The 15,868-nt window shown below is 41.0% G+C and carries 12 protein-coding genes and 1 pseudogene; 8 read left to right on the top strand and 5 right to left on the bottom strand.

Features of this window, described 5'->3' with window-relative positions; genetic code table 11:
* Positions 1-134: 134 nt before the first annotated feature.
* Genes NSMS1_RS27740 through NSMS1_RS27725 form a run of 4 tightly spaced genes read right to left on the bottom strand, consistent with a single transcriptional unit; the run spans position 135 to position 2,123 of the window.
* Complete coding sequence (locus tag NSMS1_RS27740; protein ID WP_224087854.1) at positions 135-1,046, bottom strand: metallophosphoesterase family protein; 912 nt, start codon at positions 1,044-1,046, stop codon at positions 135-137.
* 14 nt (positions 1,047-1,060) lie between these two features.
* Complete coding sequence (locus NSMS1_RS27735; protein WP_224087853.1) at positions 1,061-1,468, bottom strand: cupredoxin family copper-binding protein; 408 nt, start codon at positions 1,466-1,468, stop codon at positions 1,061-1,063.
* Complete coding sequence (locus NSMS1_RS27730; protein ID WP_317986552.1) at positions 1,465-1,758, bottom strand: peptidase; 294 nt, start codon at positions 1,756-1,758, stop codon at positions 1,465-1,467. The genes NSMS1_RS27735 and NSMS1_RS27730 overlap by 4 nt, the downstream gene beginning before the upstream one ends.
* An 8-nt stretch (positions 1,759-1,766) precedes the next feature.
* Positions 1,767-2,123 (bottom strand): hypothetical protein, encoded by a 357-nt coding sequence (locus tag NSMS1_RS27725; protein WP_224087852.1) that lies wholly within the window; start codon positions 2,121-2,123, stop codon positions 1,767-1,769.
* Between the two features lie 478 nt (positions 2,124-2,601).
* Between NSMS1_RS27725 and NSMS1_RS27720 the strand changes: the two genes are divergently transcribed.
* Positions 2,602-3,276, top strand: coding sequence for a sigma-70 family RNA polymerase sigma factor (locus NSMS1_RS27720; RefSeq protein ID WP_224087851.1), 675 nt, complete (start codon positions 2,602-2,604; stop codon positions 3,274-3,276).
* A 4-nt stretch (positions 3,277-3,280) separates the two neighbouring features.
* Positions 3,281-4,015, top strand: a complete 735-nt coding sequence (locus tag NSMS1_RS27715; RefSeq protein WP_224087850.1) for an anti-sigma factor domain-containing protein — start codon at positions 3,281-3,283, stop codon at positions 4,013-4,015.
* A 1,635-nt stretch (positions 4,016-5,650) separates the two neighbouring features.
* Here the strand turns inward: NSMS1_RS27715 and NSMS1_RS27710 are convergent.
* Positions 5,651-8,050, bottom strand: coding sequence for an FG-GAP-like repeat-containing protein (locus NSMS1_RS27710; protein ID WP_224087849.1), 2,400 nt, complete (start codon positions 8,048-8,050; stop codon positions 5,651-5,653).
* Positions 8,051-8,807: 757 nt separating this feature from the next.
* On the opposite strand from NSMS1_RS27710, the pseudogene NSMS1_RS27705 reads away from it, so the two are divergent.
* The 6 genes and pseudogenes from NSMS1_RS27705 to NSMS1_RS27680 all read left to right on the top strand — a co-directional run bounded on the left by NSMS1_RS27705 (position 8,808) and on the right by NSMS1_RS27680 (position 15,826).
* A pseudogene (locus tag NSMS1_RS27705) lies at positions 8,808-11,103 on the top strand (ATP-dependent RecD-like DNA helicase).
* Between the two features lie 383 nt (positions 11,104-11,486).
* Positions 11,487-12,320, top strand: a complete 834-nt coding sequence (locus NSMS1_RS27700; RefSeq protein ID WP_224087848.1) for a formylglycine-generating enzyme family protein — start codon at positions 11,487-11,489, stop codon at positions 12,318-12,320.
* Between the two features lie 219 nt (positions 12,321-12,539).
* On the top strand, positions 12,540-13,313 hold the full coding sequence (locus tag NSMS1_RS27695; RefSeq protein ID WP_224087847.1) for a pentapeptide repeat-containing protein: 774 nt from the start codon (positions 12,540-12,542) through the stop codon (positions 13,311-13,313).
* Between the two features lie 304 nt (positions 13,314-13,617).
* Positions 13,618-13,773, top strand: coding sequence for a hypothetical protein (locus NSMS1_RS27690; protein WP_224087846.1), 156 nt, complete (start codon positions 13,618-13,620; stop codon positions 13,771-13,773).
* A gap of 105 nt (positions 13,774-13,878) precedes the next feature.
* Positions 13,879-15,381: an IS5 family transposase gene (locus tag NSMS1_RS27685; RefSeq protein ID WP_224085439.1), complete on the top strand. Its 1,503-nt coding sequence runs from the start codon at positions 13,879-13,881 to the stop codon at positions 15,379-15,381.
* Positions 15,382-15,442: 61 nt separating this feature from the next.
* Positions 15,443-15,826 (top strand): transposase, encoded by a 384-nt coding sequence (locus NSMS1_RS27680; protein WP_224087845.1) that lies wholly within the window; start codon positions 15,443-15,445, stop codon positions 15,824-15,826.
* Positions 15,827-15,868: the final 42 nt, after the last annotated feature.

Genomic DNA, 15,868 nt, shown 5'->3' with positions numbered 1-15,868 from the left:
TCTTGTACAGAAATAGTTTCCGCCAGTTTTTACTATGTGATATTTCATCAAATAGAGGCGTGACTTAAAGTGAGTTTTAAGAATCGTAGTTAACCGTTGATGCGTTTACACCAGACAGTAGTTGAACTATATTTCTAGCCCAGAGTATGTTGGTCAACTCTAGTATCTTTAAGGGAAATTACCTCAACTGTACGGAATCCAAGCACTGCCAAGAGATTATTCTCGTTTAGCTTGACTGGAGCAGGTTGATCACCGTGACCTGGAGCGGGAAGAGGATAGGCAGTGGCCGCAGCAGTGTGGAAGCGAATATTGCCTTCGCTATGTTCAATTACTTGATGGATATGTCCCGTTAATACTGTGACCGATGTAAAACGAGATAGAAGTGAGAGCAACGAAGCCGAATCGGCAGTTGCCCATCCCCATTTGGGATAAAGGTCATATAGGGGAATATGGCTGAAAACAACTAGAGGTGTATCCTTTTTCTGCGTTGCCAAATCTTTGGAGAGCAAGTCCAATTGTGCCTGACCTAGTTTGCCCGTACCAGTTGCCCCAAAATCTAGCACATTGGTTAAGGAGACAAAGTGAATTCCCGCCTGATCCCAAACCTGTAAACCTTCTTTGACATCCTTGCGGTTAAAGGCTGACTCGTAGGCTTTGCCGCGATCGCCAATGGTATCGTGTTCCCCTGGTAGGGTAAACAGTGGGACTTTCAATTGAGAAAGTAGTTGTTTGGCCAGATCAAATTCTTCTGGTTTAGACAAATGGGAGATATCTCCCGTATGAATGACAAAGGCTGGTGGAGTGGATAAGGCATTGATCGCATTGATCGTTTTCTGAAGTGTATCGGTTACGTGTTCATTTGCAGGTTTTTTGAAACCGATGTGCGTATCGCTAATTTGAACGAAGGAAAACGGTAAAGCTGTAGATGATTTTTGAGCATCTGGTTGTTCCACCTGACAGGCAGTTAATAAGCCATTTCCACCAACAGCCCAGACAATGCCGAGTCCTGTCCAGCCTACGTGTTCCAGAAACTTTCTGCGTTCCATTGGTATTCCTCTGGTTAGTTTTTCTTATTTGTTACTGTCAACGTCCCTTTCATAAAGGGATGAACGGAGCAAATATAGGGATAAGTACCCGGTTTAGTAGCGGTGTAGTTCCAGGTTTGATTGGTATCCAGTGCTTTAGAGTTGAAAGTACCATCCGTAGCTGTAGCCGTGTGGGGTTCTTCATCCACATTAATAAATTGAACAGTTTTACCAACGGTGATCGCCAAATTCGCTGGCTCAAATTTGAAATTACGGATTTTGACTGTAGCATCGGCAGCTTGGGCGCTAGTTTGGGGTTGCTCTTTCATCACTATTGGTTGGCTAATCGTTGTCTTGGGATTCGGACTACAGGATGACAACGACAACAGGATGACCATAAAAGCACTAGCGATCGCTATGAAAAAATAAGAAATGTATTTCATGGGCGTTCTTCCATGCGCTTTGGTTGACGGCGTTTAGTAAACAGTCCAGTCATACTCACTCCGGTAGCCACTAAGCCAATTAGACCTAACCCATTTAAAACTGGCACAATGGCATCAAGTTTGAAGATTTGCCAGGTGTGAACAGTGATTAAAAATCCAGCCAGCTCTTCTTGATGCAACCATGTGTCGGCGATGGCAATGCTAGTACCAGTAACAGCAGTAAAGAGTAATGGCAAACAAAAGAGTGTGGCAATTAGTCGATGATACTTGCGAAATGTGTTTTTTATCATCTTAATTTTTAGTCTTGTGTAAATCCTTGTAGTTGATCTTCAAGGTTACGGCGATAACCTTGATCTAAGAGTGTTTGCTCAGGTAGGCGATTTGCTTTAACAGCAGCTTGAATAATTTTTTGCGCCGTGATTGTTCCAGAAGCGATTGCTGACATCAATGCACCATTGCTGGGAATGCCTTGGTCTTTTAAGTAGCCTTGATACGCAAGAGTTGCCAGATTAAATGAATTTAGATGGTTTGTAGAAAGTTGGTTTGCCACGTAGGGATTGAAGCTGGTTGGTGCAGTTTGACTCTGCGCCGCAGCAGGCAAAATGGCGGTAAATAGCAGCAATGTTGTTAACATAATAGAACTAGAGCCTCGCATAGAATTACCTCTAAGATTGGTTGTTTAGCTACAGCAGTTTTACTGAGCTTCAATGCCCGGATGCAGCACAAAGTTTCAGACAATTTGGTCGAATCCAAACTGCCAAACAAGAGCGTTGCTCCCTTGAAGACATAAATTTTGCCGGGACATTGCAGTGCAATACCCAGTGTTAAAAGCTGTAGGAGGGGGTAAGAAATTAGCGTGATTTCAGGAATTTAGTTGTAACTTCTGCCTGTAAAGAACGCTAACTGAGTTACTTACTTGTCTCTACCTTTAAAACGACTCAGAAGTAATTTTGGATTTAAACTTTTCAAATGTCCTTCCTAGACTACTGTTCGCAGTTCGTTCGCTTTGGGGTGCGAGTTAATCACAACGAAATAACCGACTTCTAAAAAAATTTCGACCCTAGACTCATCCAATTAACTTCATAAATCGTTTTAGAGATGAGAGTTAGTTTGCTCTATGTTTAAAAAAAGTTATGAAATCAGGATTGGCATTCAAGTTGCCAGAGGCATTAAGCATTTTTGCAGAAAAATTAGCCCCGCTCTGTTCACCTGAATTTATGGATCTCAGTTCTCCTGATCGCCATTCATCTGAACCGTCATCGAAGAGTGATGCCGTACTCTTGGAGGAGCTAGAGGCACATCTTCCAGCAGCGTTAGGGTGTCTTTACGATCGCTATGGCAGTGTGGTGTATGGAGTGGCGCTGAAAGTTTTGCAAAACCAGCCGGAAGCCGAAGACCTGACCCAAGAGATTTTTCTGTCGTTATGGCAGCGTCCGGTTGACTCTGCTAAACACGGTCATTTGATGCGCTACCTGATTGTCATGACTCGCTCACGGGCAATTGATAAATTGCGATCGCGCAGTCGTACCCTTAATTTAGTGCAACGTTGGGGACAGAGCGTCACTGCTGCACCAGCAATACATACTCCGGTTGAGCAGGCTATTTTGAATGAGCGCTCGCAGCAAGTACGGCAGGCATTAACCCAACTTAGTGATCAGCAACGACAGGTGATCGAACTTGCATATGATGCCGGACTGAGCCAATCAGAAATTGCTCAACAACTGCATAAACCTCTGGGAAGCGTGAAAAGCTGGACTCGCCAGGGACTCCTAAAACTAAAACAACTTTTACAACACTCCATTGACTAAGGTTATGACTGAACCCCTTACTCCTCAAGCAATCGAAACCTTGGCAGCTGGCTATGTCGTGGGCGACCTTGATCCTGCCGAAGCAGAAGTTTTCGAGCAACTGCTGGCTGAAAATCCAGCATTAGTAGCAGAAGTTAAGCAGCTTCAGGCAACCTTAGACCAGGTTGTTTACAGCTTAAACAGCGTGGAACCGCCTCATCATCTTCAAGGAGCTATCCTGGCTGCCGCTACCACTCCTAATCCACCCTCAAGGCACAAACCGTCTCGGCTTCTGTGGCCAAGCGTCATGGGTAGTGTTGCCGCACTCCTGATTTTGTATTTAGGAGTAGATAATTATCGCTTGCGACAGGATTTGAGCATGGCTAGTAACATCAATACCCTACTGCAACAGGAGAAGACGCAACTTTTCTCTCTTAAGGCTGTCAAGGCATCGGATACTGCTACAGGTAGCTTTGTTGTAAATCTAGGACAACGGCAAGGAATTTTAGCCTTGCAAAATCTAGTAGTTCCGCCCACTGGTAAGGTTTATCGACTTTGGGCGATCGCTGATGGTGAAAAAATTCCCTGTGGTACTGTGAAAATTAATTCTCAGGGAAAGGTGTTAGATAAATTCTGGATGCCTGCCGACTTTTATGACACAGGTATTTCTGGATTATTCGTGACGTTGGAATCCTCTGAAACTAGCCGTTATCCCACTGGAACTATCGTCATGCAGAGTAACTTATCTACCCATATCTAAACATTAATATATAGTTATCAGTTAACCGTTGTATCAAACTTACCCAAAGCTACTCACAGATATACATCCTTGGACTTTGGCGTTTACTTCCTGCTTCGCTCTGGAGATGTCGGCATCAACTGGGCGAACGCCATCGCATCCGTACATTCTTTTTCGTGTAATACTTGTACCACATACACTACAAATCTTTCTAATAAAAATAAGAGACCCTTATCTTTTATCCGATGAAAACTACGATTAAGAGCGAGGATTTTTGACAACACCGATTTTCGGACATCTTGTGTCCGTTGCTGACTTGTTGAAATAACTCAAAGTCTTTACGGGGAATGTAGGGGATATGGATGGGCGTTTATCTATACTTCTTGCCCATACCTTATATTAACTGTTCATTAGCATCAATATCTGCACTTCGGTTAATACTTTACAAAACGTATTAATCTGCACGGTTTACCTTGCTTCAGGTTGCATCTAGGTAACGTTCACTGATCGTCTAGGTCAGTTACAACTGCAAATGTGGTGGCAGTTTTTGGCTACGTCCTGGTGAGCGCGACTGAATTAGCATTTTATCGCTTGAAGGTTTGTCTTTCTCGGCTTAATGTATAAATTGAGTTAGTAAAATGTTTTTTCTATGTAGTGTATAGGTATTGTCTAGGTAAATAATTTTGTTTTTAGATAGGCTTTTAAGCTAATTTTACCTAGACACGCTTTTAATTCAAAATATTGTATATTTTTAGACTAAATTAGTTAATCAAATTTTGTGTCAAGGTAATATCTAGGTAATGTCGAGGTAAAACAAAACTACAGGCATTTAAGGCTATCCCCGTGCCAAAATATACAGAATTATTTGTCAGTTTTTAAAAATTACTGTCAAGTCACTCGGTTTTTTGGGTCTTGTGCAATTAGAGTTATCTATACCTCCTCAAATTCCAGTTTTAAATAATTACTGTCCCCTTCACTTATAAAAACGAGGCTCATTATCTACTAAAATTTTTCAGTTAAATCGTGAAATGCTCCCATTGCAGGCATCTTAACCATGATTTGGGGCTTGCTTGTACTAGCGCAACGATGCTCCGCCCCACTTAAGAGCGCCCTGCGCCCAGGCGATGGCGTAACCGCCTGCCGGAGGCAATCGCTCTATAGAATGACAGCAAAACTCAGTGGTCTATTGAGACTTTTAAAAGAAAAGGCATTTAATTGTTTAAATCTTAAGGAGTCAGTTTTTAGAGAAAAGGCATTTAATTATTTAAAAGCTTTCAAAGAATACAAGACGAGCAAAAACCTAATTTCTTTGAAATATAAGCTTTTTAGCCTCTGACATTGCAAGACATTAATTCCTTAAAATTGACAAATAGTTCTTTAATGGACAGTAGGAGGCTCATATCTTGCACCAGGCTACTGGAAGTCACACCTACACAGGCAAAATCTACGCAGGTGGGTTTAAATCCTTGATTTTGCGTTAATCCGCGTAAGCGGACGCGCGTTTGTATAGCCGCGATTTCTAATCGCTAAGGCTAGGTACAAGATGTGTGTCAAGAAAAACCCTACCATTTATCAAGTCAGGAGGTAGGGTTAAAATTATTCACAATCAAAACTATGTTAAACAGACTTTGCCCCAATTTAAAATCCAAAATGGTATTAGGTATTTACAGTCAATTTAACTTGAACAATTAAATCGTTGTAATCCTGATCGCCTCCTACCATATCCTCAAAACCAAAGCAGTTATTCCCTAGTAAGCGCACGTGATTGTTTTTGTCAGAATTACCATTTATAAATGGAGAGAAAACAGTCATTTCATTGGAATTACTACTTAAAATTGTTTCTACAGTCGAATTCACAATAATAAAAGGTGCAAACAACCAACCTGCTTCAAAGCTACCAGTGAAAGTTGCTTTACCTTGGTTGTTCACTTTCAAGTCAATACCTTCAACGCGGGAACTAAGCATTGCTTTGAGATAGCCGGCATCGCCCGGACGCACATCAACAATGCCATTGCCATCGCTATCAATACCACCATCTTCATCACTTACTTTATAAAAGCCAACTAAGTTGTCGTAACGAGCTTCTCTGTTGACAATAAACTCTGCTTTTACCTGGGTTTTGACTTCTCGTAAATCGATGAGTTCTCCTTGATTCTTGCCTTGCAAACCTATACCTAGAGGTATATTTTCATTGGTTTGTTTGATCTTAATCTTAAAATCGCTGCCACCAATAGATGCACCTTTCCAAGTCAAAGAAAAGCCTTCAGTTTCCGAGCTTTCTACTTGTACATTTGTAGAAGAGGAAAAGATAACTTCTGAGAAAGAAGTTCCTCCCGACAGCACAGCATAAGTAGTGCTGTTGCGTATCATGAAGAATCGCAGGTTTGAGCCGGAGTCAAATTCTAATAAATTTGACAACTCAGAGGGATTAAAATCAGTGGGTGCATTAGCAATAGCCGAGCAAATTATCTTGGAACGTTTCAAGGCTGCTTCAGCGTAACCTGCTGCATTTGGAGAAATACCATCAATGGTACCTTCGGCATCGTCAACGATAAATACACCAATTTCGTTGACTACTTTAGAAGTGCTGCTTTCAATTTTAATTGAGAGTTTGGCTTTGCCGCCTTTAACTTTACTTTTGACAGTAAAGATATTCTGAGTAATGTTTATGAAATCAACACTCGTAGTTATTTGGTTAGCGACACCAAACCCCAGTTCGTTAACATTGATAGCCAACTCCTTATCATAAGCAAGTCCTCCACTATCAGTTGTGCGAATACGGATATTGTAAGTAGATTTAGTTAGTTCAGATTTAATAATCAGGCGATCGCCTTCGATGATGAATGTATCATTATCAGTATCGCCACTGCCTTTAACTAAAGTGTAAGTGTGCTTGTCGTTTTTGTCTGGGTCAGTAGTCTTGAAGACACAGATGGCTTTTTCATTATCATCGTCATCATCGTCATCACCACTGCCATCGTCATCGCCACCGAGCGCACTAAATATTAAATCTGTGGGGGCAAAGTTATTAAATAGCACCGAGACTTCATTACTATCAGCGTTTGCTACCACCAAGTCAAGTTTTTGATCGCCGTTCAAGTCTCCCGCAGCAGCGTAAGCCGCAGATGTTCCGACTGTGAAATCGGTAGCGGTGCCAAAACCACCATTACCATCGTTCAACAAGACTGAAACGTTTTTGGCATTCCCATCTTTTGCCACTACCAAGTCAAGTTTGCCGTCACCGTTTATGTCTTCCAAAACGACAGAATTAGAACTTGTCCCGACAGTGAAATTGGTGTAAGCGCCGAAACCACCATTACCATCATTCAACAGCACTGAAACTTGGTCAGAGCCATAATTCGCCACCACCAAGTCAAGTTTGTTGTCACCATCTATATCTCCTATTGCCATAGCAGTAGGGTCGTCTCCAACGGTAAAATTGGTAGCAGTACCAAAACTGCCATTACCATCGTTTAATAGTAGTGAAACGTTGTCATCATCAGCATTTGCCACTACTAAGTCAAGTTTGTTGTCACCGTTTATATCTCCTAATGCGATCACAGAGGGATTCATCCCGGCTGTGAAATTAGTAACAGCACCAAAACCGCCATTACCATTGTTTAATAGTAGTGAAACGTTGTCATTATCAGCGTTTGCTACTACTAAGTCCAGCTTGTTATCACCATTGATGTCTCCCAGTGCAACAGCAGAAGGCTTCATCCCAACTGTGAAATTAGTAGCAGAGTCAAAACTGCCATCACCATTACTCAAAAGAACTGAAACATTGTTACTGTCAGCATTTGCTACTACTAAGTCCAGCTTGTTATCACTGTTGATGTCTGCTGAGGTCATGAAAACTGGATTAGTTCCAACTGTGAAGTTAGTAGAAGTGCCAAAACCATCATTGCCATCATTCAACAAGACTGAAACATTGTTATCAGTAGCGTTTGCTACCGCTAAATCAAGTTTGCCGTCACCATTTAAGTCTTTTACTACGATGGAAGAAGGGCCGGAACCGACTATAAATCTGTTGCCACCTGAAAATGATACGCTCATAATTTCTTTTACGAATAGTGTTTTGGCTTCCTCACACTTGTTTCTTGAGAGATAACAAAATAGTTAGCAAAGGTAATATTCTTTATCGGAATAATGAGGAATACATCACACAGCTTATTGTGTAAAATAAATAAATACCTCAGTTTATTTACTGATGAATTCTATAAATTAAAGTTCTGTAAAGACCCTTATAGTAAGCAATGCGATGTTTCATCATTGATCAACGCGAGCGCATATACATTAATTGAGATGTTTTGAATAGAACATCTCTACGGCATAAGCTTAATAAGCGACACGGTTTGTTTTCAAAAAGGTAAGAAAAATTGTGGTTAATTTCTATCAAACACCGAAATTACCACTACCACCATCACTTGTAGGTTAAGAAATCAGTTCTTTTACTGAGTACACAGTTACTCAAAAAATGCTGCGATCGCCCGTATAATTGTGGTTGAAAATAATTAGGATGTATGCGAGCCAACAAACTTTTTAGTTGCTATAGCGATAAATAAGTAAGATATTTTATCAAAGCGTTTAGTGTTAACTGAAGATAATTTTTGGACATCACCATTAGGAGAAAAAATCTTACTCTTAAACAAAGAAAATGAAAAAGACCAGAACTTAGTTAAATTAGCAGTTTGCAGATTATTAAAAATTTTTCAAAACACTGAAAAATAATTTGTAAAGAGTAGATAGTATTTCTGTACTAAAATAAATGTATCCACCAGTTTATAATGGTGTGCGGCATTTTTAGTACCCAATGTCCACTCTACCAACCGCGCCACAACCATCAGCACAACCTCACTACGAAACAATCACCGGGGTAGTCGAGCGCCTGACGTTCCATTCAGAGGAATCCGGGTATACAGTCGCACGCCTAACCCGTTCCCGCTCCACCGACCTCACCACCATCGTCGGCAGTTTCGCCAATATCCAGCCAGGGCAAACGCTTCAGCTAACAGGTTTCTGGAAAGACCATCCGCAGTACGGGCCACAATTTAATGTCACTAATTACCACGAAACCAAACCCGCTACACTCACCGGAATTGAGAAATATTTAGGCAGTGGACTAATTAAAGGTGTTGGCCCAGTGACAGCAAGACGCATCGTTGCACATTTCGGGTTAGAAACACTCGACATCATTGAAAACCAAATTGACCGCCTCATCGAAGTACAAGGTATCGCCAAGAAACGCATCAAGCTCATCAAGAATGCCTGGGAGACGCAAAAGGCGATAAAGGAAGTGATGGTATTCCTGCAAACTCATGGTGTATCAACCACTTACGCCGTAAAAATATACAAACAATATCAAGATAAAGCGATCAGCTACGCTGGGCGCTTGCGCCATCGCCACCGTCACAGCCAACCCGTACCAACTCGCCACCGACATCTACGGCATCGGCTTTCTCACTGCCGACAAGATTGCGCGAAATCTTGGTGTACCCTCAAGCTCAGAATTTCGTTACAGCGCTGGAATCATCCACGCATTAAGTGAAGCAGCCGAAGATGGACACTGTTACTTGCCACAACCAGAACTAATAGAGAAAGTTATCAAACTACTAACAACAGATGACCATCAGCCAACCGAAGATGCGTTCCCGCTTCGGGTTGCCGAAGGCATCGCTGCCATCCTCAAGGACATGGGTGCAAGAGAGGATTTAGTCAGAGAGATTGTTCGGGGCAATCTTGGAGAGAAACTGCTACTGTGTTTTAAACCAACATTCTTCTACACAGAACAGAACCTTGCACAGTTGATATCTCGACGGTTACGCCACCCAGTGACACAGGATATCCCTCGCGTTCGTGCATGGTTAGACCGATTTATGTCCAGCCGCAAGATTGAGCTATCACCCCAACAGCAGAAAGCGGTGGAGATGGCGGCTTATTCTCCGGTCATGGTTCTGACTGGTGGCCCTGGCGTTGGGAAAACTTTTACTACCCATACCATAGTCAGTTTGTGGAAAGCGATGGGCAAAAACATTGCCCTAGCTGCACCAACAGGAAGGGCAGCGCAGCGATTATCCGAAATGACGGGGTTGGAAGCGAAAACAATACATCGCTTGCTGGAATTTGACCCCAAGACTATGGGTTTCAAGCGAGATAACGAAAATCCTCTACCCTTTAGCGCCATTATTGCTGATGAAGCTTCGATGCTCGATCTGTTCCTGGCACATTCCCTGGTGAAAGCAGTAGCTGGTGGAGCACAACTATTGTTAGTCGGTGATATCGACCAACTACCATCCGTAGGCCCTGGCAAAGTGTTGGCTGACTTGATTACTTCGCTGCAAGTGCCAGTGGTGAAGCTAACGCAAGTATTCCGCCAAGCCCAGCAGAGTGCAATCATCACGGCAGCGCACCAAATCAACCAGGGCGACTACCCGATAATGGAGCCAATCAGCGATAATCCACAGTCGGACTGTCTATGGCATGGAGGCGGTCACAGTCCTGAACACGGAGTCCAAGCAATTTGTGAATTGGTGGGTGAATTTATCCCCCGGCTGGGGTTCAACCCTGCGTCTGATGTGCAAGTGCTATCTCCTATGTCGCGGGGATTGGTGGGGACTCGGAATTTGAATGCTGTTTTGCAGCAGCTGATCAATCCGCCTGCGCCCGGAAAGGTGGAGATTAACCGAGGCGGGATGATTCTGCGGGAGGGCGATCGCGTGATTCAGCAAATGAATGACTATGACCGCGAGGTCTTTAACGGGGATTTGGGGACTATTCTAAATATCGACACAGAGGAACAGGAGGTTACGGTTGAGTATGGTGGTCGGGCTGTGGTGTATGACTATGCTGACTTGAACGAGATTACACTGGCGTTTAGTATCTCAGCGCATAAAAGCCAGGGGAGTGAGTACCCTGTGGTGATACTTCCTTTATATATGCAGCACTATGTCATGCTTTCGCGTAATTTGTTTTATACAGGGTTAACAAGAGCGAGGAAATTAGCGATTGTCGTTGGTTCGGTGAAAGCGATCGTTCTAGCTGTGAGAACCACAGATGACCAGCAGCGCTACACAAGGTTGTGGCAGAGGTTGTTACAGCCAGTTGGGTGAGCCGTCTATAATTCGCTTTCCTCAGAGAATTAAATCCTAGAAAAGTCAAAATTATTTACAAAATTATATTGCTGCAATCACTTATACAAATCATTGAGGGATCATATTGTTTAGGCTGTTATTGTGGGGTTAATAGATGTATAGTGTTTTTGTATTTCTTTTTGTAATTTACGTCTGATGTGAATTATTCAAATCAATAAAATATCGAGCATTCTACGTCTTGTAGAGACGTTGTATACAACATCTCTACAACGATAAATCAAGGGTTTTTACGTCTAATCCACATAATGCGTAATTTGCAAAATAGCTATTTTTCTGTGGAGTTTCAAGTAAGAACTATGGAAACTAATGTGCAGGTTATAAAATCCCAGCGAAAAAATATAGTGTATCAAACTAAAGGAAAAGCTAAAAAACATCTTCGTTCATTTTCCTTAAATGCGGAGATTAAAAGTTTTCAAGAAGTTTTAGCTAGTGACGTAAGCTTGGAAATGGTAGAAATTCCTGCTGGTAGTTTCATGATGGGTTCATCAGCCGAGGAATTAAACAGTAAAAATGATGAACGTCCTCAACATCAAGTGAATATTCAATCTTTCTTTATGAGTAAAAATGCAATTACTCAAAAGCAATGGCAACAAGTTGCGGTTTTTTCCCCTCCAGTGACTAAAACATTAATCTCTAGACCCTCCTTTTTTAAAGGATATGAGCATCCTGTAGAACAGATTTCTTGGTATGATGCCAATGAATTTTGTGCTAGACTTTCCAAATTAACAACCAGAAACTATCGTTTACCTAGCGAAGCCGAATGGGAATATGCTTGCCGTGCTGGTACAGAAACATCTTTTTACTTCGGGCAGATAATAACAAATCAATTAGCCAACTATAGCCGTAAACATATTTCTAGTAATCAAAAGTTTAATGGGCAGACAAGTCCTGTGGGTAGTTTCCCTGCTAATGCTTTCGGTTTGCATGATATGCACGGTCAGGTTTGGGAATGGTGTATCGATACTTGGCATGACACCTACGACGATGCACCAACAGATAACATTGCTTGGGTAAACAGCAATCAATTTCGGGTAGTACGGGGTGGTTCTTGGTACTCTGACTCTGTTATGTGTCGGTCTGCCTACCGTCATCGATGCAACCCAAAAAATAAGTACGAAGATATTGGTTTTCGCGTTGTCTGTGATGATGTAAAAGTAAATTCGCCTGAAAATTAGAATCAAAATCTGTTTCCATCTGCCTCTGGTGCAAGAGTCAAATTTAGCTGTAGCAGGAAGCTATAAAAAACTAAGTTCGAGAAAAGTGATCGCCTTCCCCAACTATCATTAGGGTTGCCTATTTTATTAAATCAGATTTTTGCCAAGCTTACTTCTTTAGGACGTATTCATCCCGTTTCCACAGGTGTTGAACCCTATTAAATTGGCTAAGGTATTGTTATGCTAAATAGCATTGTTAATATTTATCGTACAGTCGTCAAAAATATACAATACAACAACCAAATAGTAGAATTTATCGGTGAAATACTTTCAACTTGTAAACAAATAAACGCCTATGGAGATACTCTGGTCAGCAATCGACGATTAAAAACATTGCTCAAGCATTTACAGTATCGAACAGGAAAAACTAGGCTAAATACTATTTATGAGTTAGAGCAAATAGCTCATAATTATCCTCAATATCACTGGCTAATTATGGAGATACTCTGCAAGTTTATATATGCTCATGCTGCTAGCACTTCTTCATCACCGTTAGATAGTTGCTCAACATTATTGATTCAAAGCGCTTTAGATGTGATTGCAAGGAGAAATATCCAACATGACACAGAAAATCAACAATTAGATTTGTGTCATATCGACATCCGAGGAGCAAATCTCAGGGAAGCAAACCTAGAAAACGCTAATCTCTATCGTATTAACCTTTGTGGCGCAAACTTATCTCAAGCTAATCTCTGCGGGACAGTTCTCATCGCCGCCGACCTTTCTGGTGCAAACTTAGCGGGGGCAAATTTATCATATTCAATTCTCAGTGCTGCAAACCTAACTGGTGCAAACCTTTCGAGAACTAATTTGACTGGAGCAAATTTATATTTAGCTAGTTTGCAAGAAGCTATTCTATATGAGACAAAACTGAATGGAGCCAATTTAAGAGAAGTAAAATTCACGACTAGCGATAATAGTAATAATCATCCTATAAGCACCCAGCATTTATAGGATTAGCATTTGATTTTTGAAAAATCCCGTACATCTGAAGAGACAGAAAATCAAAAGTAGTATTTTGAATAAACCACTCAAACATCCACTTTAGATGAAAGAATTTTGGAATTAAAGCACATCTATAGGACTTACGCATTGACAAAATAGACAAACAATGAAGAGACAAGAATCGGGATAAAACAGGCGATCGCTAGGACAACATCTTCTGGAGCGGGACGCTACGCAAATGACTTCAAGGGGCGACAATCGAGCTAAAGTGCTTGCTGTATAAGTGTTATAGCCCTTAAACCTCGCTGATAATATGCCTGCTTATTGCGAACGGAACCGACCAGTTCCTCAACCCATGCTTGGCATTCATGCCAAGCAACTATCCAATTTTGACCCTTCGGGTTTGCAGTCGCCTACGGAGGGAAACCCTCATACAGCGCTGTCTCACCATATAGGGCTGGCTGAATAAGGGCGAAAGATAGCAGAATGAAGAGTTTCAGGGTCAGGAAAGAAAAATAAGGTGAAAAGAAAAAGGGTAAGATAAGTAAAAATCCTTGTAGCAAGTTGCGTTAAAATGTATCGAAGAGCGCAAAAGCAAGAAAAAGCAGCAGAAAACTTTGAACTACCCTTTGGGGGAAAACTAGCGTCAGATAACCGATGGGTAATCATGGCGAACATGATACCTTGGTCAAAATTTGAAGCAGAGTACGCAGAAATATTTTCAGCAAGAATGGGAGCGCCAGCCAAAACATTTAGAATGGCGTTGGGAGCATTAATAATTAAAGAAAAATTAGGAATAAGTGACAGAGAGACAGTAGAACAAATTCGGGAGAACCCGTATCTGCAATACTTTATAGGAATGTCAGCATATAGTAATGAATCTGCATTTGACCCGTCAATGCTAGTTCATTTTAGAGAAAGGATAGATATAGAATTAGTCAATAAAATCAATCAAGAAATAGTCAGGAAGATGTTAGAAAATAAACAGGAGGTAGAAGTAAGAGCAAAAAAGCCAGAGGTCGAGGATTCAAAAAGTAAGCCAGCCAATAGAGGAAAATTAATATTAGATGCTAGTTGTGCGCCAGCAGACATAAGTTATCCGACAGATTTAGGATTATTAAATCAAGCCAGAAAGCAAACAGAAACAATCATAGATACATTATATAAGTCCTTATTAGTAAGAAATATCAACAAACCAAGAACCTACAGAAACAAAGCAAGAAAGGATTATTTAGCAGTAGCCAAGAAAAGAAAACCAACAGTTAAAGAAAGAAGGAAAGCTATCAGAAAGCAACTGCAATATATCAACAGAAATTTAACTCATATTCAGCAGCTAATAAATTTAGGTGCGTCACTATTAAAACTGAGCAACAGTCAATATAAGATGTTGCTAGTAGTAGCAGAAGTTTATCGTCAACAGTTATGGTTATATGAAAATCAAAAAATTAGTATACAAGACCGCATTGTCAGTTTAAACCAACCACACATTCGTCCGATTATCCGAGGTAAAGCCGGGAGAACAGTAGAGTTTGGGGCTAAGTTTTCAGCTAGTTACTATGATGGCTATGTATTTTTAGACCATATTAGTTGGGACAACTTTAACGAATCAGGAGACTTAAAATCACAAGTAGAAGCATACAAAAACTACACCGGATATTATCCTGAATCAGTTCATGTTGATAAGATTTATCGGACGAGGGAGAATCGAGCTTGGTGTCAAGAAAGGGGAATTAGAATTAGTGGCCCACCACTAGGTAGACCCCCCCAAAATGTCAGCCCTGAAAAGAAGAAACAAGCCGCTTATGACGAAAGGATTCGTAATTGTATTGAGGGCAAGTTTGGACAAGGTAAACGAAGATTTAGCCTTGGTAGAGTTATGGCTAAACTTCCTCATACTTCTTTCACCGCTATTGCCATAACTTTTTTAGTTATGAATCTTTCTACTCTGCTATTACGGCTTTTTTGTGTATTTTTTTGCCTATTTTTCAAAACTGAGTCTTTTTTTACTTCTTCTATTATCGAAACTGATATTTCATTAAACCTTAAACAACAAAAACTTATCTTTTTTCTGGACTGACTACTTAATCAATTTTTCTCTTCCTTTGAAATGACTTTTTCAGCAAGCCCTAATTAGCTTTGTGTACGGTTTGGTGATTGGCGGCGTTTCACGCAAATCCTATATCCAAATGATGGAGCTTGAAGCACTTGAAGCCAAACAATCAGGACGCATCAGAGTCATCGTGCAGGACAACGGCCCGATACATCGGTGTAAAGAGGTTCAGCAATTATGGTCAAAGTGGGAAGACATGGGTTTGTACATCTTCTTTTTACCCAAATATTGTTCAGAAATGAATCCCATTGAATTAGAGTGGCAACACCTTAAAAAAGATGAACTTGCCTCGAAAACTTTTGATGACGAATTAGACCTTGCTTATGCTGTCATTGATGGAGTTCAAAGAAAAGGTGAAAAGAGAAACTACAGTACAAAACGTGTAAAATTTAACTCTTATTCTTCTGCTTAATTGTTTGTTACATACTTATAAATTTTCACCACGACTTACTTA

Source organism: Nostoc sp. MS1 (assembly GCF_019976755.1).
Taxonomy (GTDB): Bacteria; Cyanobacteriota; Cyanobacteriia; order Cyanobacteriales; family Nostocaceae; genus Trichormus.
Note: the sequence above shows the minus strand (reverse complement) of the source record. Positions and strands in the feature narration are given on the sequence as shown.